At 33.5% G+C, this 21,360-nt stretch carries 24 protein-coding genes; 22 read left to right on the plus strand and 2 right to left on the minus strand.

Going from position 1 to position 21,360, the window contains the following annotated elements:
- The first annotated feature begins 3 nt into the window (after positions 1-3).
- From J4050_RS05020 to J4050_RS05115, 20 genes are all read left to right on the plus strand, one after another.
- Positions 4-144 carry a hypothetical protein gene (locus J4050_RS05020; RefSeq protein WP_208152916.1) on the plus strand — a complete coding sequence of 47 codons (141 nt, stop codon included), beginning with the start codon at positions 4-6 and terminating at the stop codon, positions 142-144.
- 459 nt (positions 145-603) lie between these two features.
- On the plus strand, positions 604-1,644 hold the full coding sequence (locus tag J4050_RS05025; RefSeq protein ID WP_208152918.1) for a hypothetical protein: 1,041 nt from the start codon (positions 604-606) through the stop codon (positions 1,642-1,644).
- Between the two features lie 94 nt (positions 1,645-1,738).
- Complete coding sequence (locus J4050_RS05030) at positions 1,739-3,061, plus strand: MBOAT family O-acyltransferase (RefSeq protein WP_243878553.1); 1,323 nt, start codon at positions 1,739-1,741, stop codon at positions 3,059-3,061.
- A 6-nt stretch (positions 3,062-3,067) separates the two neighbouring features.
- On the plus strand, positions 3,068-3,856 hold the full coding sequence (locus J4050_RS05035; RefSeq protein WP_208152922.1) for a DUF6090 family protein: 789 nt from the start codon (positions 3,068-3,070) through the stop codon (positions 3,854-3,856).
- Entirely contained in the window at positions 3,849-4,091 is a 243-nt protein-coding gene (locus J4050_RS05040; protein WP_208153335.1) for a DUF6090 family protein, read from the plus strand. Before J4050_RS05035 ends, J4050_RS05040 begins: the two co-directional genes overlap by 8 nt.
- A 5-nt stretch (positions 4,092-4,096) precedes the next feature.
- Positions 4,097-4,615: a hypothetical protein gene (locus tag J4050_RS05045; RefSeq protein WP_208152924.1), complete on the plus strand. Its 519-nt coding sequence runs from the start codon at positions 4,097-4,099 to the stop codon at positions 4,613-4,615.
- A gap of 31 nt (positions 4,616-4,646) precedes the next feature.
- A complete protein-coding gene (locus J4050_RS05050; RefSeq protein WP_208152926.1) occupies positions 4,647-5,420 on the plus strand; it encodes a DUF6090 family protein in 774 nt (257 codons plus the stop codon).
- 39 nt (positions 5,421-5,459) lie between these two features.
- Positions 5,460-6,176: a DUF6090 family protein gene (locus J4050_RS05055; RefSeq protein WP_208152928.1), complete on the plus strand. Its 717-nt coding sequence runs from the start codon at positions 5,460-5,462 to the stop codon at positions 6,174-6,176.
- Positions 6,169-6,909 carry a DUF6090 family protein gene (locus J4050_RS05060; protein ID WP_208152930.1) on the plus strand — a complete coding sequence of 247 codons (741 nt, stop codon included), beginning with the start codon at positions 6,169-6,171 and terminating at the stop codon, positions 6,907-6,909. The genes J4050_RS05055 and J4050_RS05060 overlap by 8 nt, the downstream gene beginning before the upstream one ends.
- A complete protein-coding gene (locus J4050_RS05065) occupies positions 6,906-7,943 on the plus strand; it encodes a DUF6090 family protein (RefSeq protein ID WP_208153337.1) in 1,038 nt (345 codons plus the stop codon). The genes J4050_RS05060 and J4050_RS05065 overlap by 4 nt, the downstream gene beginning before the upstream one ends.
- 5 nt (positions 7,944-7,948) lie before the next feature.
- Positions 7,949-8,728, plus strand: coding sequence for a DUF6090 family protein (locus J4050_RS05070; protein WP_208152932.1), 780 nt, complete (start codon positions 7,949-7,951; stop codon positions 8,726-8,728).
- A gap of 2 nt (positions 8,729-8,730) precedes the next feature.
- Positions 8,731-9,495, plus strand: a complete 765-nt coding sequence (locus tag J4050_RS05075; protein ID WP_208152934.1) for a DUF6090 family protein — start codon at positions 8,731-8,733, stop codon at positions 9,493-9,495.
- Between the two features lie 47 nt (positions 9,496-9,542).
- Positions 9,543-10,298, plus strand: coding sequence for a DUF6090 family protein (locus tag J4050_RS05080; protein WP_208152936.1), 756 nt, complete (start codon positions 9,543-9,545; stop codon positions 10,296-10,298).
- A gap of 123 nt (positions 10,299-10,421) precedes the next feature.
- Positions 10,422-11,198: a DUF6090 family protein gene (locus tag J4050_RS05085; protein WP_208152938.1), complete on the plus strand. Its 777-nt coding sequence runs from the start codon at positions 10,422-10,424 to the stop codon at positions 11,196-11,198.
- On the plus strand, positions 11,191-11,925 hold the full coding sequence (locus tag J4050_RS05090) for a DUF6090 family protein (RefSeq protein WP_208153339.1): 735 nt from the start codon (positions 11,191-11,193) through the stop codon (positions 11,923-11,925). The genes J4050_RS05085 and J4050_RS05090 overlap by 8 nt, the downstream gene beginning before the upstream one ends.
- Positions 11,926-11,956: 31 nt before the next feature.
- On the plus strand, positions 11,957-12,679 hold the full coding sequence (locus J4050_RS05095; RefSeq protein WP_208152940.1) for a DUF6090 family protein: 723 nt from the start codon (positions 11,957-11,959) through the stop codon (positions 12,677-12,679).
- Positions 12,676-13,476 carry a DUF6090 family protein gene (locus J4050_RS05100; RefSeq protein ID WP_208152942.1) on the plus strand — a complete coding sequence of 267 codons (801 nt, stop codon included), beginning with the start codon at positions 12,676-12,678 and terminating at the stop codon, positions 13,474-13,476. The genes J4050_RS05095 and J4050_RS05100 overlap by 4 nt, the downstream gene beginning before the upstream one ends.
- Positions 13,477-14,262, plus strand: coding sequence for a DUF6090 family protein (locus J4050_RS05105; protein WP_208153341.1), 786 nt, complete (start codon positions 13,477-13,479; stop codon positions 14,260-14,262).
- Positions 14,255-14,986, plus strand: coding sequence for a DUF6090 family protein (locus J4050_RS05110; RefSeq protein WP_208153342.1), 732 nt, complete (start codon positions 14,255-14,257; stop codon positions 14,984-14,986). Before J4050_RS05105 ends, J4050_RS05110 begins: the two co-directional genes overlap by 8 nt.
- 4 nt (positions 14,987-14,990) lie before the next feature.
- Entirely contained in the window at positions 14,991-15,794 is an 804-nt protein-coding gene (locus tag J4050_RS05115) for a DUF6090 family protein (protein WP_208152944.1), read from the plus strand.
- Between the two features lie 80 nt (positions 15,795-15,874).
- Here the strand turns inward: J4050_RS05115 and J4050_RS05120 are convergent, their stop codons facing one another.
- Positions 15,875-17,218, minus strand: coding sequence for a M24 family metallopeptidase (locus J4050_RS05120; RefSeq protein WP_208152946.1), 1,344 nt, complete (start codon positions 17,216-17,218; stop codon positions 15,875-15,877).
- Between the two features lie 396 nt (positions 17,219-17,614).
- Between J4050_RS05120 and J4050_RS05125 the strand changes: the two genes are divergently transcribed.
- Together J4050_RS05125 and J4050_RS05130 are read left to right on the plus strand one after the other, a co-directional pair.
- Entirely contained in the window at positions 17,615-18,355 is a 741-nt protein-coding gene (locus J4050_RS05125) for a hypothetical protein (protein ID WP_208152948.1), read from the plus strand.
- Positions 18,356-18,366: 11 nt separating this feature from the next.
- Entirely contained in the window at positions 18,367-19,527 is a 1,161-nt protein-coding gene (locus J4050_RS05130; RefSeq protein ID WP_208152950.1) for a DUF6265 family protein, read from the plus strand.
- Here the strand turns inward: J4050_RS05130 and J4050_RS05135 are convergent.
- Positions 19,524-21,323, minus strand: a complete 1,800-nt coding sequence (locus tag J4050_RS05135) for a glycoside hydrolase family 15 protein (protein WP_208153304.1) — start codon at positions 21,321-21,323, stop codon at positions 19,524-19,526. The genes J4050_RS05130 and J4050_RS05135 overlap by 4 nt on opposite strands.
- Positions 21,324-21,360 lie beyond the last annotated feature (37 nt).

The following is a 21,360-nucleotide window of genomic DNA, read 5'->3' on the forward strand; positions in this document are numbered from 1 at the left end:
TATATGAGCCAATCTTCTAATATTAAAAACCTAATAGGCACGTTATCCCAAGCTTCAGCGATGGCTGGCAAATACTTTAAATACGTCTTGGGAGAAATTGGCAATGATTTAAGTACTTTAAAAAGCAAAATATCAAATATTTAAATTCAACTATGGATACAGAAACTATTATTTATGTTGTGGCAGCAGCCTTAATTCTTAGAGTTATTATAAAAGTTGTTGTAAAATATGGCAAAGAACAGCGTAGCGCTAAGGACTAAGTGCAACGGACCATACATAGACGATTTTGAAGAATAAAATCAACTAGCAGAAATTGTTATGGAAAATCTAGAGAAGCCCGGAAAAATTAAACTTTTAGAAATTAAACACGTTATAACAAGTATTAATACCAAAACATATTACGTTCTTTAAATACGCCGATAGTGACATCTTAACGGTAATAGTTGCCTTACGATTTAGCTATGTAAAATAAAAGAATCTCGAATCTCAAAATGCAAATTAAGCCTAACCTATGTAAATGCTCTAATTCAATAATTTAACTATCTTTAACCATAACCCTAATTTACATGGCTGCCTATATACTAACTAAATCAATCTTATACTATGCAGTTAAGGCAATCCTTTATAATTGCAGCCATTCTAGGAGTTACTGCCATAACATCTTGGGAAATCTATTGGAGATGTCAAGGTGTAGAACCTTACCTAGATGACAATAAAGATCTCTGGGCCAACCAACGCCAACGACTCCAAAAAAAGCCCAAGAACACAATTGTTTTTATAGGGTCTTCCAGGATACTCTATGATATTCAGTTAGACCTATGGCGCGATTTAACCCATACCGAGCCAATCATGCTCGCAGTACAAGGCTCTTCTCCCATTCCAATCTTTGAGGACATTGTCAAAAATACTGACTTTGCAGGTACTTTGGTTGTGGGTGTTACTCCTGCACTATTATTTTCAACGACGTTTCCAAAAGCCCCTCCAATGAGACGAGCCATAGCAAAGGTAGATTACTTTAAAAATCGTACTTATGCCCAACGTATAAATCACATATTATCGGTTCCCCTACAAACCAATCTGGCTTTTATAAGAGATGGTGATGAGGCTTGGGATTCAGATGTAGATTTAGGCACACTCTTAAGCCGTATACACATAAGTGAACGTGCTGGTCCGCCACCTGTACCGTTTAATAATTTTGAAGAAATCGGTCTAGATCGTCACATGAAAATGCCAGAGTATGTGACCAATGACACTTCCTACGCCAATACAATAAAAGCCGTGTGGAAAGACATCCTTTCTGCAGATAGGCCACCACCGGACAAAACGGCGACTATGGCAGCCTTTGAAAAACTCGCCAATACATTCACAAAACGAGGAGGTAATCTTATTTTAGTGCGCTGTCCCTCCTCAGGATTATTTAAGGAGGTAGAAGCCAAAGGGTTTCCTAGACACGAATTTTGGGATGTCCTCGTAAATAAAGTAAATGCTCAGTCTTATCACTATGAAGATTATCCGCAATTCCAAAATCTATTTTTGCCAGAATGGTCTCACCTATCTGCAGAAGATGCTCGATTCTTTACAAGGGAACTCATAGGAATCCTAAAAGCTGAAAAAGCTATTCCACAAATCAACATCGATAAATAGTATGCTTTTTAATTCCTTAAGTTTTATCGTATTCCTAGTAGTGGTATTGATATTATACTACATCAAGATTTTGAGTTGGACCAATAAAAAACGTATGCTACTTTTTGCCAGCTATGTCTTTTATGGTCTATGGAATCCGCCTCTTATTATTCTTCTATGGATATCTACCATGGTAGATTGGACAGCAGGAAATCGCTTGGCCAAAGAAACCAAGAAAAAGCGCAGAAAATTCTGGCTTTTGCTCAGTATGTTTGTAAATCTCGGTTTCCTTGGGTTCTTTAAGTACGGTAATTTTCTTTTAGAAAATTTTGTGAGCCTATTAAATATAATTGGTCTCAATTTTGAACCTCAACCCATGGATATAATCCTTCCTATGGGCATCTCCTTTTACACTTTTCAAACTATGTCCTATACCATTGATTTGTACTATAAAAGAACACAACCCGCCAAAACCTTTTTGGACTTCGCCCTGTATGTCACATTTTTCCCTCAATTAGTTGCCGGACCCATCGTTAGGGCTCAAGACCTCATCACCCAGTTCTATGAAGAAAAACGCGCTACTATGAACCAATTTTTATGGGGCTTATTTTTGCTGACCATTGGGTTATTTCAAAAGGTTGTACTGGCAGATACACTCCTAGCTGAAGTGTCTGATGATGTCTTTGGAACGAGTAAAGTCCTACATGGCCTTGATGCTTGGGTTGGAACTATTGCCTTTTCTGGGCAGATTTTTTTTGATTTTGCAGGCTATTCTACCTGTGCTATAGGTATAGCCCTGATGCTAGGTATTATATTACCCGATAATTTTAAATATCCTTACGCAGCACTCGGTTTCTCAGATTTATGGCGTCGTTGGCATATAAGTTTATCATCCTGGCTTAGGGATTATCTTTATATACCTCTTGGTGGCAGCAGGCATGGTATCATTAAAATGTATATAGCCTTAATGTTAACCATGCTACTTGGAGGTCTTTGGCATGGCGCCGCCTGGACCTTTATGGTTTGGGGTGGTTTGCACGGCACGTATTTAATTCTAGAACGCCTTCAAAAAAAGTACTTACCGTTTAAGATTACGGCATATAATGGTATTTTTCTTGCATTCCTCACCTTTTCCTGTGTGAATATTACATGGGTCTTTTTTAGAGCTAGAACTTTTGAAAAAGCTTGGCACATGATACAATCAATGTTTTATGTGCATACGGAAGGTGAGAAAATTCTAGGCAATTTTGATATCATAAAAGTGTGCACGGTTATTGGGATTATGTTTTTATGTCATTGGTATATGCGCAATAGCTCCTTGAAGGAGTTTGCTAGAGGATTACCTGCATGGCTATTCGGTGTATTCTGGGCCACCTTATTTTTTCTAATTGTTATCGCCCAGGGTCATGGCGAGCAGTTTATCTACTTCCAATTTTAACGAAATATGATTAAAATCTTTAGAAAGATAAGATACAACCTTATGGAAACAGGAAAGACATCCAAATACTTCAAATACGCCATTGGAGAAATTATTCTAGTAGTAATAGGCATTTTGATTGCCTTACAAATCAATAATTGGAACGAAAACCGCAAAAGCCAAAAAGAACAATACTTTATACTAAATAAGTTACAAACCGATATTGTTTCAGATATTAACTATCTCGAAGAGTTAAATACAAATATTGGATTAGAGGTTAATAATTATATAGAATGTATTGAAATTTTAGGGCGGAAAAGAGATGCTTCAAAGGAAGAGTTTATGACTAAATTCGGTACCATTTTTGGGGTATCGTTTTTTGATCAAAACGCGACAACATTTAATAATTTAGTTTCATCAGGTAAACTAGAGCTTATTAGCAATAAGTCGCTTTCAGATGATATCGTTAAGTATTACACGGATGACTATAAAGGTTGGGACAGAGCACTTAGAGATTATACTAGAAATTTTATTGGCCCTTACTTATTAAAATTTGACCATATTCCCCAGATGGATCTTGCAGATGGCTCAAATTATAGTGATCCTAACATCTTTTATAAAGCAGATGTATCAAGTTTTGATATTAAACCTAAAACGCTGGACGATTACAGAAACGACTTATTCATAATAAATGCTTTGAGACAAAAGCTGTTCACTTTACAAGGGCAGGTTTCTCAATATGTAAAATTATTAAAAGAGATGGAGAAACTTGTAGAACGCATTAACCAAGAAAAAAATAGATTGAGCAATGATTAAATTCTTTAGACATATCCGCGAATCTCTTCTTATGGAAAACAAAACATCCAAATACTTTAAATACGCCATTGGTGAAATTGTACTTGTTGTTATTGGGATTTTGATTGCCCTACAGATTAATAATTGGAATGAAAAGAGGATAGAGCGTAAAAGTGAAATTAAATACCTCACAAACATAAAACTCGATTTAAAAAAAGACCTAATTCAGTTAACTGAGCAAATCGACACAAGATAAAAAAAATGAAGGTGACTGAAAAACTCATCTCACACATAGAGGGAATAAATATGATATCGGATGTAAATAATCTATCTAAAGATGTCTACAGTACCATAAATGAAGAACGTTTTACGCCAAACAACAGCACATATAATGAGTTGGCTAGCTCAGGAAATTTGAGCTTAATAGAAAATGATTCTATAAAACAATTACTATTAGATTTAGAAGAGCTTTATAAAAACAACCTGTTTGGTATTGAACACGAAGCATTCGAGTATAAAGAATATATAAACAAATCTTTGTTTACTTATGTGGACTTAAACAGCCTCAAATCTATTTTTTATAACGGAAAAACAGCTGAATCGCTAAGTATAAACAAGGACCATTTTAATGCACTCTTTAATAGCTTAGAGTATAAAAATGGATTGGCCATATCAAATATTATATCAGAAGAATTTATTCCTAGGTATAAGGATATTAAAAAAAAATCTAGCCTTTTAATAGATATCATTAATAATGATTTAGAAATATATAATGATTAAATTCTTCAGACATATTCGAAAATCTTTGCTCATGAAAAACAAAACATCCAAATATTTTAAATATGCCATTGGTGAAATACTTTTAGTTGTTGTTGGAATCCTTATTGCACTTCAGATAAATAATTGGAATTTAGAAAACCAAAATAATAAACAAGAGAAAGAAATATTGAATCTTTTATTGAGCGAGTATGAAAATAATTTAAACCAAATCAATCAAAAGATAGATATAAGAAATGATGTCCTTAAATCATGCTATATACTCCTAAAATACAGAAAAGAACCAGAGTCCTTTGCAATTGTAGATAGTTTAGATAGACATCTTATTAGAATTACACTACGCCCAACTTTTGACCCAGAACTTAGTGTTACTAATGAGCTGATTAATACCGGAAAACTTTATTTATTACACAATAAGGAACTAAGAAACAATGTGTCTAGTTTTAGCAGTTCTTTAAGTGAGCTCCAGGAAGAAGAAGTAATTATCGTGGATTTTACGGAAAACCAAGTTATGCCCTTTCTGAGAGAGAACTATCAAATAGGTAGAATGCATATGGAAATATTTGACGACAAAAAAATGAGAGAAAAAATAACTATGGGGAGTATGGCCAATTATGACACCCTAAAGAGTTTATTCGAAAAATCTGATTTTAAGCCTTTATTGGTTCATCCAGATTTTGAAGATTATTTGGCTCAACTCATCAGTTATACTGCATATACAAATGACCAGTCTGATGGTGTAAAACATAAAATTGAGAACATCATTATTAAATTGAATTCTGAATTGGAAAAATCGAAAAACAACTAGTCTGTGATTAAATTCTTCCGAAAAATACGATACAACCTTATGAGTGAAAATAAAAGAGGTAAATACTTTAAATACGCTATTGGTGAGATTATCTTGGTTGTTATAGGTATTTTGCTTGCATTACAGATTAATAATTGGAATGAAAGCCGCAAACAAAGAGATTATGAAACGCAGTTGATCATTCAACTTAAGAAAGATTTAGAATTTAATATTAAGGATATAGAACTGAATATAAAACTTCAGACCCTCTGTATTACATCTTGTGAGATTTTAATTGACCTTATAAACCACAATAGTACTTACCAAGATTCGCTATTAATACACTTTTCCCAATCAGGTTTATGGACTAAAGCTGTGCTTAACGCTGGAAGCTATAGCACAATTAAATCTAAAGGTCTAGATGTTATTTCAAATCCAAGGTTAAGAGAACTTGTTTTCAATATTTATGAAGGCGACTTGGTGTGGCTCAAACATATGGAAGATATAGTGATTGAACAAATTGAGGATTTTCGCACTCGGAAAGGAGCACTTTACTTTAAAAAGTGGGAATCTACAGAACTAAAAAACGGTGAACTCGTTTCGGGAGAAGTGTTATTTAAGGATTATGAGTTACTAATGCAAGATAACAACTATCAATATTTCTTACAGGGCATAAAAACAAATTCGCAAATATTACGGGGCTTGGCAAAAAACTATTTGGCAGACAATAAAGAAGCAATCAGTCTAATAGATAAATACCTTATAACAGATGATTAAGTTCTTTCGTCATATTCGCCTATTACTGCTAAAAGAAAATCAAATGGGAAAATACTTTAAATACGCCATTGGTGAAATTGTACTTGTTGTAATTGGTATTTTAATTGCACTTCAAATTAACAATTGGAATGAACATCGTAAAAAGAATATTGAGCAACAACAACTTTTAAAATCTATACAAGCAGAACTTGAAGCAGACGTTCAAATGTTAAATGCCTTTTTAGAACAAACAAGGCAGCGTCAACAAACTTTGGAAGAAGAAAGTAAAATACTATCAAGCTCGTCTTTTAAGACCGATTCTCTGGTGAATTTTATAAGAAAGGATATCTATATTTATTTTCAGAACTTTCAGGGTTTTAACAACAATACCTATACTTCTGCTAAATCTTCAGGAAAGATTGAAATCATTAACGATGAGGTTAAAAAGGAATTATTCGATTTATCAGTAATGCAAGAACAAGTATCAAAGTCTGATACTAACTATCATAGTGTGGTTTTGACAGAAACAAATAATTTAATGAGGCGTTACCCTTTTGATTTACCATTTACTTATATAAATAAAGGAGATGCTAATGCTCTAATGTGGTCTAAAGTAGATAAAAAAGACCTTGCACTCCAACTCAATTTGTGGGGCACTTCAAAAGCTAATTTATACAGGATAAGATTAAGAGAATTTCAAGAGGTATTAGAAAAAACAGAGTCTATTTTACAACTTTTAGAGTCAACCAAATGATTAAATTCTTCCGCCATATCCGTCAAAATCTAATTATGGAAAACAAAACGAGTAAGTACTTTAAATACGCCATTGGCGAAATCATCCTCGTTGTAATAGGGATTCTTATCGCTTTACAGATTAATAATTGGAACGAAAAGCGGAAAATAAATAGGGAAATAAATTTACTTTTTACAGCACTGGAGGCAGAGTTGGAAAACAATATTTTAGAAACTTCAGCTTTATTAAGAAGTGGTCATATGGCAGATTCTGTTCGGACGCTATACAGAGAGGATAAAGTTACAAGAGAAATGATTCGCGAACGACCCATTCTAGCATTTGGCAGTTACAGAACACGATCAACGTTTTTAGGAGATGAGAGGTTAGATGAAGTTATTGAACAAGAAAAAGAGTTGTCTAATGCCTACAAGTCTTTTCTTCCAGAAATTAAACTATTGAAAAGAAGGATTAAAGCATGGCGATTTTGGCAAAACAAAACTTTAGAATTATCAATGCAACGAAATAAAGAGCTTGCTAGCAAAACTCCAGAATTTAGAAGAAATGATTCAGTCGGTTTTGAAAAAATAATCGATCGATCTTTAAATGATAAAATTTACCGAAGCGAGGTAAACCATTACATACGATATCAACTTGGAGAAAATGTTTGGGAGGCAAATTTAATTAGAACAAGCGCTGTGATTTTGTTATTTAAATTAAAATCTACTAAGGATAAAAATCTAATGGTGGAAGATTTTTTTACCAATCTAAACCTTAGGCCCTATCAAGAATTTCCCTGTGGTGAGGTTCCGAAAAAAAAGTATGAAACATATTTTGAGAGAGATGTAATTATTTACAACAATCAAGAGAAAGAAGTAATCTTAAAATGGCATTACAAGAACAACGAAAATTTTGATACTATTAACATCCCTCCTAAATCTTTTTTAGATGTTAAATATGGTGTTTCTATAGAACCTGAAAGTTATTTTGAACTAGAAAAAGATGGCAAATGCTCTAAAGTATATGATGCGAATAAAGAAGATTATATTATTCTATAACAATTATGATAAAGTTCTTTAGAAAAATTAGATACGACCTTATGAGTCAAAACAAAACCTCCAAATACTTTAAATACGCCATTGGCGAGATTATCCTGGTTGTCATTGGAATTTTGATTGCACTACAGATTAACACCTGGAACCAACAACGTATAGAGAACAAACAAGAGTTAGAGTTATTAAAGGCACTTAAAGACGAATTTGAATATAATTTGAGCGAAGTAGATGCTACCATAGCAGTTAACAAAAAAACAACCAAATCTTGCCTTACCCTCACAAAACTCATAAGAGCAGATTCTTTAAATAAAATGCCAGAATACGTTGACTCATTATTACTAAATATTGGAGATTTCACCTCATTTGATGCTAGAACAGGTGTCTCTGGTGAAATTGTTAACTCTGGTAAATTAAATATTTTAAAAAATAAAAATATCCGTGCACAACTAGGTAATTGGCTAACATTAATTGCAGACTGCGAAGAAGATATATTGTTTAGGTCAGATAATTACACCATGAACTTAATGCCGTTTTTAATGAAACGCTTTCCATTATCTAATGGTGAGCTCACCAAAAACTTGGCCTTTGATAAAATGAATTATTTAGAAACCTACCAAGAAAAGTCACCATTTAGAATAAACATATCTGAAGATGACTTAATGGAGTTCGAAAATCAAATATGGCACCACAAACACAATCACGATTATGTTGTCATCAACGAAAGGAATATAAGAGACTTTATAATGGCTACAATTAAAATGATTGAAGAAGAATTAAAAAGTAGTTAGACATGATTAAATTCTTTCGCCATATCCGCCAAAACTTACTCATGGAAAACAAAACAGGCAAATACTTCAAATACGCTATTGGTGAAATTATCCTAGTTGTAATTGGTATTCTCATTGCATTACAGATTAATAATTGGAACGCAACCAGAATAGAAAAAGAAAAAGAACAAAGTTATATTAATGAACTAATTAATGATGTTCGTAAAGATGCCAGTGCTATTGACGAACTACTCGTTGCTTCTAATAATCAGCTCAAGGCAAAGTATAAATTACAACGCTACTTAAAGGAACATACAGACTTAACATTCTATTTGTCCGACTTTAGCATTTATCCAGAGTATATAAGAAAGGAAACTTATGATAGTGATTCATTAATGTATTATTACCGAATGCAATGGCAAAATAGAAAACGATTTACGCCAATTACAACGACTATAGACGAAATGAAAAGTACAGGTAAAATCGGAATTATTATAGATAAAAAATTGCGGCGCACCATCATAGAAACCTATAATAGTTATGATGATTTCTTAACTTCTAATCAAGATCGATATTTAGAAACGCAGAAAGAACTCTTAAAATTTGTTATTGACGAAATACCCGAATTGTACCAAATAAACAATTCTAATATCACCGAAATATTTCAAAACCAAAGAGTCCTAAATCGTTTAGAAGCCAATTTTGTGAGTACTTTAAATCGTGGACTTTTAGATTTAAAACAATTAAATCAAAATTTACTTAATGAATTAAAGAAGTTCCAAAAATGATCAAATTCTTTAGACATATTCGTCAACAATTAATCCAAGAAAATAAAATGGGAAAATACTTCAAATACGCCGTTGGAGAAATTGTGCTTGTGGTTATAGGAATTTTGATTGCGTTACAGATTAATAATTGGAATGAAGGCAATAAGGATAAAAAACAAGAGCAAGTATATCTGAAAAATCTTAAAGACGATTTAAAAGGCATTATAGAGAGTTACAATACGGCCAATATTGTTGAGGATATAATCCTTAATCAATCTAGTGATATCATAAGGCATTATGACTTAAATCAAGGTTTTTACAACATGGATTCTATATTACCTAAAATAAATGATTTAACCGTTAGATGGGGGGTTATTGCAAGCCCAACCACACTCGTTGAGATGATTAATTCTGGGCAAACAAAGCTTATCAGAAATACTAACTTACGTAAAGACCTTGTGGCTTTTAACGAACAATTACAACTATGGTCAACAAATACTATCAATAATAATACAAATTTAGTTGATAATATGATTGTTCCAGAAATCATGAAACTTGGAACACTAAGTTTAAAAGGATATTCAGATGAAATGGAAGCAATTTTTAATAATTATTCGTACAGTAAGTTTATCCATTCAACTGATACATCGCTCTCTACTATTTCTTTAGATCAGTTGAACAAACCTGAACAAAAATTGAATATTATTAATCTCATTAATTACAGGCATACTATTGCTTCTCTGCAAAAAGGAGTTAATAACAGTATTATAAATAGAGTGAATGAGCTTTTAAAAAGCGTTGAAACTGAATTGAACAATGATTAAATTCTTTCGAAAAATCCGTCAAAATCTTGTTATGGAAAATAGGACAGAACGTTTAGAAAATGTCCTGTGGACATTTTTAGTGATTGGGCCAGCTTGCCGCGTGGGCATTATAAGATTATAATTATGATAAAGTTCTTCAGAAAAATTAGATACGAGCTTATGAATCAAAATAAGACTACAAAATACTTCAAATACGCCATTGGAGAAATTATCCTTGTTGTTATTGGGATTCTCATTGCACTACAGATTAATAATTGGAATCAAGACCGATTAAATACAAAAATTGAAACTGAGACCTTAATTAACTTAAAACAAGATCTCGATTCTGCTTTGGTGCAATTAAATAATAAAATCTTTCAAAACCACACCTATCGAACATATGACTCTATAGCCATGGAACTTATTCAAAGTAAAAGAACGGTTTCAAATGATAGTATGTACAAACTTTTAATGACACACATTTATACACCAACCTTCGATCCGGAAGTTGGCACTTTAAATGAAATTATAAGTACTGGTAAAATGGATATTATAAAAAGTAAAGGCTTACGAAGTCACATCTCATCGTGGAACAGATATATGGACGAATTAGACGAAGTAGATAAACGCCTAATTTATTTGGATGATAACGTAAAAACACCTCTTTACTCAAAATATTTGTCGTATCGCAATTCTTTTAATCTTACTATCAATCCAAATTCGAAAAAAACTATAGGTCAAAACGTCTCAAATTCTAATTTTAATGTCAATTTTGAATCCTTCTTCTATACACTCCAATTTGAGAATATGTTTAGTAACTATGTTATCTATGGGCGAATACAGCATGGAAGATTGATAGATGTAAAACATAAAATGACTGAGATGATAGACATAATTGAAGACAGTTTTAACAATGATTAAAATCTTTAGAAAAATACGATACAACCTTATGGAAACAGGCAAAACAGGCAAATACCTTAAATACGCCATTGGCGAAATCATCCTTGTGGTTATAGGGATTCTTATTGCGCTTCAAATAAATAATTGGAATGAAAAAGAAAATAGAAACGAAAAATTAATTAATATTTATGAATCAGTACATGCTGATATTAAAAATGATCTTAAGGACTTAAATGATGTTAAGGCCTTCTATATGAAGAAGAAACCTATTTTTGAAAAGGTTCTAAAGGACTCTATAACGGTAGAGCTTTTAGATCAAGGACTCTCTAGATTATTGGCCAACGGTTGGAATATCACCTTAAATAAATCTGGTGTAAATCAATTAAAAGAGCTTGACACTAAAGACAGTCTAGCTTTAAAAGCCATAAACATATATGATCTTTTGGAAGTTGAACTGATGAACAGAGAGAAAAATTTTAATGAAGTAGTTATAGAGCATTCAAAATATGTAAGAGACAATTATACTTGGTATCCCGAATGGATTAGTAAAACTATCACGAAAGGAAATAGCACAAGAGTATTACAGGAATACTTTATTAATGGTAAGGATTATAGAAATAAAGTAATTTATGGCTATCAACAATTATATAATGACGGTAATTACATGCCAACAATCAACAAATTCATTACACATTTAACAGAATTAGAAGTTGAAGTAGGTAAATTTTTAACTGTTGAAAATGATTAAGTTCTTTCGGCATATTCGACAATCTTTAATTATGGAAAATAAAACATCCAAATACTTTAAATACGCCATTGGTGAAATCATTCTTGTTGTCATAGGAATTCTTATAGCACTACAAATTAACAACTGGAATGAACAGAAAAATGATTTGAACATAGAGCGAATAAATATGATAAATCTTGTTGAGGATTTAAAAGAAGATGTCAAACTCTACAATGAATATCGCCAACGTAACGCAAAAATATATGGGTTAATAGATTCTATAGTGCCAAATATTAAAAGAGCAGACCGTAAAGCACATGTCGATAAACTGTCCTATTGGTCGCGTCGGGTAACTTTGGAATGGATGGTAATAGAGCCTATAAACAGAACCTATGCAGAAATGAAAAGTTCTGGACAATTAAGATTAATTAACGATACAGATATTAGCAAGCAGCTCTCAAAATACTATAATTCATTTTCAAAATTTGAAATACTAAACAATGCTGGTCTCGCATGGGCAGAGCAATATGTTGAATCTCTAGGTAAAATTTTTGACGCCGAAATATTAATAAAAGTCATGCAAACCCAACAGATTATAGAGGCGCATCCCGACCAAATGTTAACGGAAGACCCTATTATAATCAACCAACTACTAAACGGACTCAATTTTTTCTATGGCGCTATAAGCCGAGGAGATTATGTTAGTCTTGAAAATGAGGAAAATGCTTTAAAGATTATTAAACTCATTGAAACAAATTATAATTTAAGCCAATGATTAAATTCTTTAGAAAAATACGATACAACCTTATGAGTGAAAATAAAACAGGTCGCTATTTCAAATACGCCATTGGCGAAATCATCCTTGTGGTTATTGGGATTCTTGTTGCGCTACAGATTAATAATTGGAATAACAATCGCATGGATGCCAAACGCGAAGCTAACTACATTAAAAATATAGAGCGCGATTTAAACAATCAAATAAGTGCTATTCAGGCACAAATAGATTTTGAAGCAAAAATAGCAGACAACTGCTTACTTGCACTTCAACCCTATAATGAAACAAACCAACTAAGGATAGATACTACGTTTGCTATAGTCATAACATCTATCTCTGCGAGACGCACGTTCAACAATCCTAATCCTTCATATATAGAACTTATTTCAACTGGCAATATTGAGCTTTTAAAAAACGAAACCTTTAAAAACAAACTCATTAACTATTATGAAGAACTTGAGCGCATAGAAAACGTAATAGATAGTAACAACTCTTCATTCATCGACCAAGAATTTATTCCAGCCATGAATAAATTGGGTGTTGTTAATACGGGTCTAGTTTGGGAAGATTTGTTTAGGGGTTACTCCAGGACATTTAGCAGCCCGAATCCATTAAACGCAAAAAACATGGAACGCCTGATAAAAATAAGTTCTAAACTATTAAAGAATGAGGAAAACGAATTATTCTTTATAAATCATTTAGCATCAAGAGAAACCTACGCCAAGATTCATATTTTACTCCTTACTGAATTTAAAATTCAAACCAAAGAATTATTAAAAGCCATTAAGAATTATTAAATGATTAAATTCTTTAGACATATCCGCCAAAACTTAATTATGGAAAACAAAACAGGTAAATATTTTAAATATGCAATCGGTGAAATCATCCTTGTTGTCATAGGAATTCTTATAGCACTACAGATTAATAATTGGAATGAGGATCGAAAATCACGTGCTCAAGAGCAGAATTATTATTGCTTATTATTAGAGAACATACAACAAGACAAACAACAAGTTTTACAACTAAAAGCCTTAAATGAAGAGCGCAGAAATGGCAGCCATGAGGCTATACTAGAAATTCAAAAAGAGAAACCAAAGGCAGAAGTATTTGGCAAAAGCTGGATTAATGCACTTCAAAGGGTCACAACTTCTTTTAAACCAAATAACGCTACTTATTCCGATATTAAATCTAGTGGAAATTTAAGTATCATTCAAGATAAAGCGATTACAGGAGCGCTTAACACATACTATACTAACGTAGCTGGTTATGCCGAAACCATAATTAAAAATACAGACTTTATTATGGACCGCATCAAGTCCCTCGACAATTGGTTTGAGACAGGTGTACATCAGGTTAACATATTTTCAAGATACAATAAAGAGATTTTTACTGAAGCTATAAGAAAAAGAATTAAAGAAGATTCACCAGAGTATATTTCTGAAAGTTATAAGCCCATCTTGTATGATGCTATCTTAATCACAGGTACAGATTACGGAAGACGCCAACAGCTATTAGAACTTATTGAAAATGAAGTAGATATTTTACAGCAATTGTTAGAAAAAAAATGTAACAGTAATGATTAAATTCTTAAGACATATCCGTAAATCGCTCTTAGAACAAAACAAAATGGGAAAATACTTTAAATACGCCATTGGCGAAATTATCCTTGTGGTCATTGGTATTTTAATTGCATTGCAGATTAACAATTGGAACGAAAATAGAAAAAATGCAACTAAAGAAACAGCAGTCCTATCAAATATCAATAAAGAGTTTAAGCAGAATAAAAAACAATTAGATTCGGTGGTAGAACAGCATGAGCTTGTTTATACATGTTGCACTAAAATTATGAGCTTGTTTCCTATTACATCCAAACCAGAAGCCACTGTTTTAGATTCCTTAAGTTATCAATTGTTCTGGTCCTATGGCGGAACTACTTTTAATCCTTCTCAGACAAGTATAAATGCGCTCTCCAGCACCTCATCTTTTGATATAATAAAAAATGATACTTTAAAAGACCTATTGATTTCTTGGAATGATTTAATAGACGATTACCAGGAAGAAGAATTAAGATCAAGAGAGCATATGATAGAACAGTATGATCCTTACATGGCAAATCACTTCGATTTTAATTTCAACTTTAATGATCAACGGAACGATTTCGAAGCGCTTCAAACTCTAAAGTTCGAATATTTGGTTAAAAACACCCATTTACTTGTGGAGGACATACTATTTAACTCTGGTGAGTTACAGAAAGTACAACATACTGTTGAAACTATAATTGCACTAACTGAACCTACAACGAAATGAGTTTATGATTAAATTCTTTAGACATACACGATTTAAGCTTATGAATCAAAACAAAACCACCAAATATCTCAAATACGCCGTTGGCGAAATCATCCTTGTAGTTATCGGCATTCTTATTGCCCTACAGATTAATAACTGGAATACCGAGAAAGATAATCGTAAAAAGGAGCAACTGTATCTCAATACACTAAAAGTAGATCTTAAAAATCAAATTCAGGAAATAGAGACTCAAATTACAGCTGAAAAACGGTTTTGCTCTGATAGCAAGACCATTCTAAAGGCGTTTAATGAAAACGAAACTTTTATTTTCGATGCTTCTTTGCTCGAAGCTGCAAACGGACTTCAGGATCGTCGTACATTTAAAACCGTAAACCCAACTTATACAGAACTCATCAACACTGGTGACATGAAACTTATTGGTAATGCTGCTTTTAAAAACAGTCTTGTGGTCTTCTATCAAGATATTGAGCGGACAAAGGAAGTTATTAAACTCAACAATAGCTATTTTGTAGACTCAGAAACTGCCCCGAAATTAAGAACCTTGATACCTAGTTATTGGGAAAAACCAGAGAGTTACGCTAATTACATGACAGACGATATGGCTTATGAAGGCGGTATTTCAAAGCATAAAATGACTGCTTTAATAAGTACAACACAAGAAAAGCTTAAAGATAAAGGTACACTGATGGAGTTTATTAATATGGCTACAACAAGATATGATTATGGATGGTTCCACATACAACTTTTGCTCTCAAAAAAGCGAGAAACCCAAAAGCTCTTGGACGAGTTAAATAATTTAACTGAATAATTTATTGATGATAAAATTCTTCCGTCATATTCGCCGTTCATTAATCCAAAAAAAATCAAATGAGAAAATAGATTAATACATTAATTTTTAGAAGAAATCAAAATCAAATCCTCTTGCGGTGCAATTAAATACTCAGCACCATCTTTTTTAACTACAGCCATCTCCTCTACCGAAATGGTCTTTACTCCGCCATTTTCCAATTTCCAAGCATGGAAACCATCAAACGCAAAGGTCATGCCTTCTTTAATTAGTTTCTCTGAAGCTGGTCTTACATGTGAGGCTTGTGATCCTCCTAAATTTGGTCCAACATCATGTGCTACATAACCCACTGGATGCCCTGTGCTCCACATCACATAATCTGAGCCTGCTTTTTCCATGAGTACACGTTGTGCCCTATCTACATCAACACCTTTTACACCAGGCTTCATGGCGGCTAAAGCCGCTCTGTTTCCTGCTTTACCACTTTCCCAATAATGCAAAATATCTTTTGGAGCTTTTGTTTCGCCATCTTTTAAGACATATGCAAAACGCTGAATATCACTTACCCAACGGTCGTATACTTTAATTCCAAAATCAATCTGTATGACGTCACCTGGCATAATCACCTTATCTGTTGCATGTGAATGGCCTCTATCTGCACCAGAATTAACATTAGGGTTTTGGTCTGGTGCCCAACCATCCTTTACACCATATTCTGCCATTTTTTGGTTTAGAAACTTAGCAATATCTGCATCTGTAGATTGTCCTGGCACAACTTGCTTATAGGCTTCTATTTGCCAATCTGCAGTGAGCTGCGCCGCTCTTCTTAAAATCTCAACTTCTTCTGGTAACTTAATTGATAACCACTCATACACCACGTCTGTAGAAGACACCAAACGCTTAGCGTTTTCACCTAATAATTGTTCTAAATTTTGGCGCTGGGTATAAGATAAACCATCAGCTACAGAATTACTATCAGATGAATTCACTGCTATAGTCCTAAAGTCTTTCTCTTTTATAAAGTCTACGGCCATGTTCACTGCAGACGTGCCACGCTCAACGCTTACAACCTCATCATGGATATCCAAATCATCCAAGGCTGTAGCTTCACCCGATGGTGAAAATACTTTAGAATGAAACCCTGCATCATCGTTATAAAACAAGAATACCGCAGTACCACCAGCATTTTCTCCTCCAATATGGTCGGCCATAGGATCGTTATTATTTTCTCTACAAATCACTAACCAGCAATCTACATTCGCAGCTTTAAGCGCTTTAGGCAATAATTGGCCGATTCTCTTTTTCCTAATCTCTGGCCATGGACTTTCGCCCCAATAGGTTTCGGGATTAATTTCAGCAACTTCAGAATTAGAAGATGTATTTGAATCAGCGCAACCAATAACTAAAGTGGTAATAAGAAGTAATAATCGATAAATAGCTTTCATATTTTAACTTTATAGTATCTTGACGAAAGATAATTATTTGAGTTTAACCATAAAAGTAATCTAGACCTAAGACATCATAAAATTAATTAGACACCTCAGCAAATCTTTAATTAAACAAAATATGTGGTCGTTCCGCCGGAGCAATGCGACGAGGAATCTCATAATGAGATTTCTCACATAAGTTCGAAATGACAGAACATATCAAATTATGATTAAGTTTTTTAGCTATTTGAAGAAAAGGTCTGGTAGACCTTTGATGAAAATACAGAGAAAGGTAGAAATTATTCAATTATGATTAAATTTTTTAGACTATCTGAACATAATTTTGAGAAGCAAAATCAAAGGTCTAGTAGACCTTTGGTGAGGATACAAATAGTAACTCAAGTATAAAATGACATGATTAAGTTCTTTAGAAAAATACGATACAACCTTATGGAAACGGGGAAAACAACCAAATACTTCAAATACGCCGTTGGAGAAATCGTTCTTGTTATGATTGGTATCCTTTTAGCGCTTCAAGTCAATAACGGGAATCAAAATCGAATTGAGAATAATGAAGAAAAAGAAGTGATTGCAAAACTCCATACCGACTTTAAAGAGAATAAAGGTGCACTGAAAAAATATATGATACGTAATAGACAAGAAATGGATGCACTAAACTTGTTAATTAACCTCGCTGGCGCATCAAAAGACCAACTCTCTAAACATAACCTAGACAGCCTATTATATGAGTCCTTGAGCGCAAACGATATTGCTTTTGCAGATAATACCTTAAAAAATGTGATGCAAAGTGGTAAACTAAATCTCATCAAAGATGATAGTATAACCCAACTACTTTATCAATGGAATGCTTTAGGTGAAATAAGAAAGGAGCGCTTTTATAGATTAGAACGTTGGGCTAATGAGGAATTTGTGCCTTATCTATTGAACAAAATTTCTTTTAGAGAAATGGATGCCCAAATAAAATTAAAATGGACAGGTAAATCCAAACTCAAACCAGATTATTATATTGTATTTAATGAACTTGCATTTGAGAATCATTTAGACAATATGCTATGGTATCATCATCAAGTTAAAGAACGTTGCGAGGAAACTAATGTATTAATTGATAAGATTATTGAAGCAACAAAACCTTAAACTTTATTTTAATGAATTTTAAAACAACATATTTCATAGTTATATTATCAATATCTAGTTTTTTTTGCCAAGCCCAGAAAGAAACAAAACTAGAACCTAAACTCGAAAACATTTCATGGATTTCTGGCACGTGGCACGGTGAGGCCTTTGGTGGACAAACAGAAGAAATATGGAGTGAGCCTTCAGACGGTTCAATGATGGCAACATTTAAATTGACGGTAGATGGAAAGGTTCAATTCTATGAAATCGAAATTATTAGAGAAGTGAATAACAGCTTGGTCTTGCAACTAAAGCACTTCAATAACGATTTAAAAGGATGGGAAACCAAAGATGAAACCATCGATTTCCCTTTAAAATACATCACAGCAAGCAAAGCGGTTTTTGAAGGCATGAGCTTTGAAAAAGTTTCAAACAACCAAATGAATATTTTTGTAGATATTAAGAATGATATGGGAGATATAGAAACCGTTGAATTTAAATATTACCGCAAAATCAAACCCTATAATAAGCCTACTGTAGTTAGAAAGTCCACTTCTGAAATTTCAATAGACGGTCTGGCCAATGAACCTATATGGCAAACGGTTGCGTGGCAAGCCATAGACCAACTCTGGTTAGGTGATACTTTTACAAAAGATGACTTTTCTGGCAGGTACAAATTAACATGGACAGAAGATGCCCTATATCTTTTAGCTGAAATTAGAGATGATGTGCTCTTAGACCAAAATAAAGACCCTTTAAAAGCTTGGTGGGATGACGATTGTTTAGAAATCTTCTTAGATGAAAATAACAATGGCGGTAATCATCAGTACAATCATTCTGCCTTTGCCTACCATGTTGACTTAGACGGTAACGTGGTGGATATGGCTACAGACAAAACAGGAAAATTATACAACAGTCATATAGATTCTAAACGGATTACAAAAGGCAACATAACGACTTGGGAGCTTAAAATTTTGGTCTATGACGAATCCTATTCTGATCAATCTGCTGGCACACCAGTACAACTTGCACCGAATAAAAAAATGGGGTTTGCGCTAGCCTACTGCGATAACGACAATAGTGAGCATCGGGAAAACTTTATCGGCTCTTCAAATAACGAAGGGTTTAAACAAGATTTAGGTTGGAAAAATGCCAGTGTTTTTGGGACACTTATTCTAAAAGAAAAAGATTAACGAATCTCACTTTTTAGTTTTACCTTTCTAACTCCAGAAGACATATTAATTGCCGTTTCTATTAATGCTAAATGCGAATACGCTTGAGGAAAGTTACCTAAAAGCCGTTTCGATTTAAAATCTATATCCTCACTAAATAAACCCAAATGGTTACTGTAACCTAATAGTTTCTCAAACATTTTTTTTGCACGCTCCTTCTCCCCTATTTTATATAAGCTGTTTATAAACCAAAATGTGCAAATAGTAAATGAAGAGGACGGTGAACCAAAGTCATCTTTATTCTTATAGCGATATAATAATCCTTCATAACACAACTCGCGCTCAATGGCCTTTACAGTACTAATGTATTTAGGATGCTTAGCATCTATAAAGCCATAAGATTCCATTAATAACACAGAAGCATCTAAATCCTCAGAGCCATAGGCTTGTGTAAATGCTTGGACGTCTTCGTTCCATGCATTTTCCATAATATCCTTTCTTATTGTTTCTTCTAGCAATTGCCAGCGTGCAATTTTTGATGTTTTATTTAAAAGCCCTGCTACTTTAAGAGCCTTATCAACGGCGGTCCAACATAGCACTTTAGAGAAGGTAAAATGTTTGTCTTCATTTCTAAATTCCCAAATACCCTTATCAGGTTCTGTCCAATGCTTGTTAACTACCCAAACAATGCCTTTGGTAATGGTCCATAATTCTTCTCGATGATCGACATCACTTCTAAAGTTGAGAAGGAGCTGGTAAATAACATCCATTAGAATCCCGTAGATATCGTTCTGCTTTTGTTTGTATGCAGCATTTCCTATTCTTACCGGTTTAGAATTTTCATAACCCGAGAGATGCTCTAATGTATGTTCCGTAAGTCGCTTTTCCCTATCGATGCCATACATTATTTGAAGTTTTTCATCCTTGTCTGGTATAAGGTCAATGATAAAGTTCAAGTAACGTTTACTAATATTTTTATGTCCCAATTGATTCATAACTTTTATAACCATTGAGGCATCTCGGATCCAACAAAAGCGGTAATCCCAATTTCTAACTTCACCAATAGTTTCTGGCAGGCTAGTGGTCGCTGCAGCCAAAACCGCTCCCGTTCTATCGTAGCTTAAAAGTTTTAATGTAATGGCACTACGCGAAATAACATCATTGTAGAGTTTAAATTCAGACGTACGCTCCATCCAATTCAGCCAATAGACTTTGGTTCGTTCATATTCTAGCTGAACTTCTTTTACATTGGGCTTTACCAATTTTTCATTATAGCTAAACCACAAAAAATAGTCTCTATCCAATTCTATTTCAGTACCCTTTACAACAGCCTCATAATTAAAGTCTGTATAAAGAAAAAGCGTATCATAGGTTTCTTCATCATTGATACTAACAATAAATTCGTGTTTAATATAAGTAGTGGTAACCCCTTTGGCATACTCCAATTTCGGGTCATAATTTATTTTAAAACTGGGCTTCCCAGAAACTAGTTTAACAGACCGTAAGACCTCTGGTGGCTTATGATATTTATTCTGGGCCTTGTAATATCTCGGCATAAAATCATGCACCTCAAAACAATCTAAGCCATTACTAAATCGGGTGACTAAAATCGCAGTATCCTCTAGGTAGTGTTGCGTGATGTTATAGCTTTCATCAACTTCAAAACCAAAATAACCGCCCTTTTCATCATCTAAAAGTCTGGCGAATACAGATGGTGAGTCAAATTTTGGTAAACAGCACCAATCTATAGCGCCGTTTTTTGAAACTAAGGCTGCACTTTGGCAATTTCCTATAATGCCGTAGTTTAAATTATTCATTAATTCTTCTTTTCTCATATGGATTAGCAATCATTTT

This window comes from Winogradskyella pelagia (genome assembly GCF_017581965.1).
Lineage (GTDB): Bacteria > Bacteroidota > Bacteroidia > Flavobacteriales > Flavobacteriaceae > Winogradskyella > Winogradskyella pelagia.

What these genes read in the sequence shown, in the direction of transcription:
- J4050_RS05020 (WP_208152916.1), top strand. Translation starts at nt 4, where the DNA reads ATGAGCCAATCTTCTAATATTAAAAACCTAATAGGCACGTTATCCCAA.
- J4050_RS05025 (WP_208152918.1), top strand. Translation starts at nt 604, where the DNA reads ATGCAGTTAAGGCAATCCTTTATAATTGCAGCCATTCTAGGAGTTACT.
- J4050_RS05030 (WP_243878553.1), top strand. Translation starts at nt 1,739, where the DNA reads ATGCTACTTTTTGCCAGCTATGTCTTTTATGGTCTATGGAATCCGCCT.
- J4050_RS05035 (WP_208152922.1), top strand. Translation starts at nt 3,068, where the DNA reads ATGATTAAAATCTTTAGAAAGATAAGATACAACCTTATGGAAACAGGA.
- J4050_RS05040 (WP_208153335.1), top strand. Translation starts at nt 3,849, where the DNA reads ATGATTAAATTCTTTAGACATATCCGCGAATCTCTTCTTATGGAAAAC.
- J4050_RS05045 (WP_208152924.1), top strand. Translation starts at nt 4,097, where the DNA reads ATGAAGGTGACTGAAAAACTCATCTCACACATAGAGGGAATAAATATG.
- J4050_RS05050 (WP_208152926.1), top strand. Translation starts at nt 4,647, where the DNA reads ATGAAAAACAAAACATCCAAATATTTTAAATATGCCATTGGTGAAATA.
- J4050_RS05055 (WP_208152928.1), top strand. Translation starts at nt 5,460, where the DNA reads ATGAGTGAAAATAAAAGAGGTAAATACTTTAAATACGCTATTGGTGAG.
- J4050_RS05060 (WP_208152930.1), top strand. Translation starts at nt 6,169, where the DNA reads ATGATTAAGTTCTTTCGTCATATTCGCCTATTACTGCTAAAAGAAAAT.
- J4050_RS05065 (WP_208153337.1), top strand. Translation starts at nt 6,906, where the DNA reads ATGATTAAATTCTTCCGCCATATCCGTCAAAATCTAATTATGGAAAAC.
- J4050_RS05070 (WP_208152932.1), top strand. Translation starts at nt 7,949, where the DNA reads ATGATAAAGTTCTTTAGAAAAATTAGATACGACCTTATGAGTCAAAAC.
- J4050_RS05075 (WP_208152934.1), top strand. Translation starts at nt 8,731, where the DNA reads ATGATTAAATTCTTTCGCCATATCCGCCAAAACTTACTCATGGAAAAC.
- J4050_RS05080 (WP_208152936.1), top strand. Translation starts at nt 9,543, where the DNA reads ATGGGAAAATACTTCAAATACGCCGTTGGAGAAATTGTGCTTGTGGTT.
- J4050_RS05085 (WP_208152938.1), top strand. Translation starts at nt 10,422, where the DNA reads ATGATAAAGTTCTTCAGAAAAATTAGATACGAGCTTATGAATCAAAAT.
- J4050_RS05090 (WP_208153339.1), top strand. Translation starts at nt 11,191, where the DNA reads ATGATTAAAATCTTTAGAAAAATACGATACAACCTTATGGAAACAGGC.
- J4050_RS05095 (WP_208152940.1), top strand. Translation starts at nt 11,957, where the DNA reads ATGGAAAATAAAACATCCAAATACTTTAAATACGCCATTGGTGAAATC.
- J4050_RS05100 (WP_208152942.1), top strand. Translation starts at nt 12,676, where the DNA reads ATGATTAAATTCTTTAGAAAAATACGATACAACCTTATGAGTGAAAAT.
- J4050_RS05105 (WP_208153341.1), top strand. Translation starts at nt 13,477, where the DNA reads ATGATTAAATTCTTTAGACATATCCGCCAAAACTTAATTATGGAAAAC.
- J4050_RS05110 (WP_208153342.1), top strand. Translation starts at nt 14,255, where the DNA reads ATGATTAAATTCTTAAGACATATCCGTAAATCGCTCTTAGAACAAAAC.
- J4050_RS05115 (WP_208152944.1), top strand. Translation starts at nt 14,991, where the DNA reads ATGATTAAATTCTTTAGACATACACGATTTAAGCTTATGAATCAAAAC.
- J4050_RS05120 (WP_208152946.1), bottom strand. Translation starts at nt 17,218, where the DNA reads ATGAAAGCTATTTATCGATTATTACTTCTTATTACCACTTTAGTTATT.
- J4050_RS05125 (WP_208152948.1), top strand. Translation starts at nt 17,615, where the DNA reads ATGATTAAGTTCTTTAGAAAAATACGATACAACCTTATGGAAACGGGG.
- J4050_RS05130 (WP_208152950.1), top strand. Translation starts at nt 18,367, where the DNA reads ATGAATTTTAAAACAACATATTTCATAGTTATATTATCAATATCTAGT.
- J4050_RS05135 (WP_208153304.1), bottom strand. Translation starts at nt 21,323, where the DNA reads ATGAATAATTTAAACTACGGCATTATAGGAAATTGCCAAAGTGCAGCC.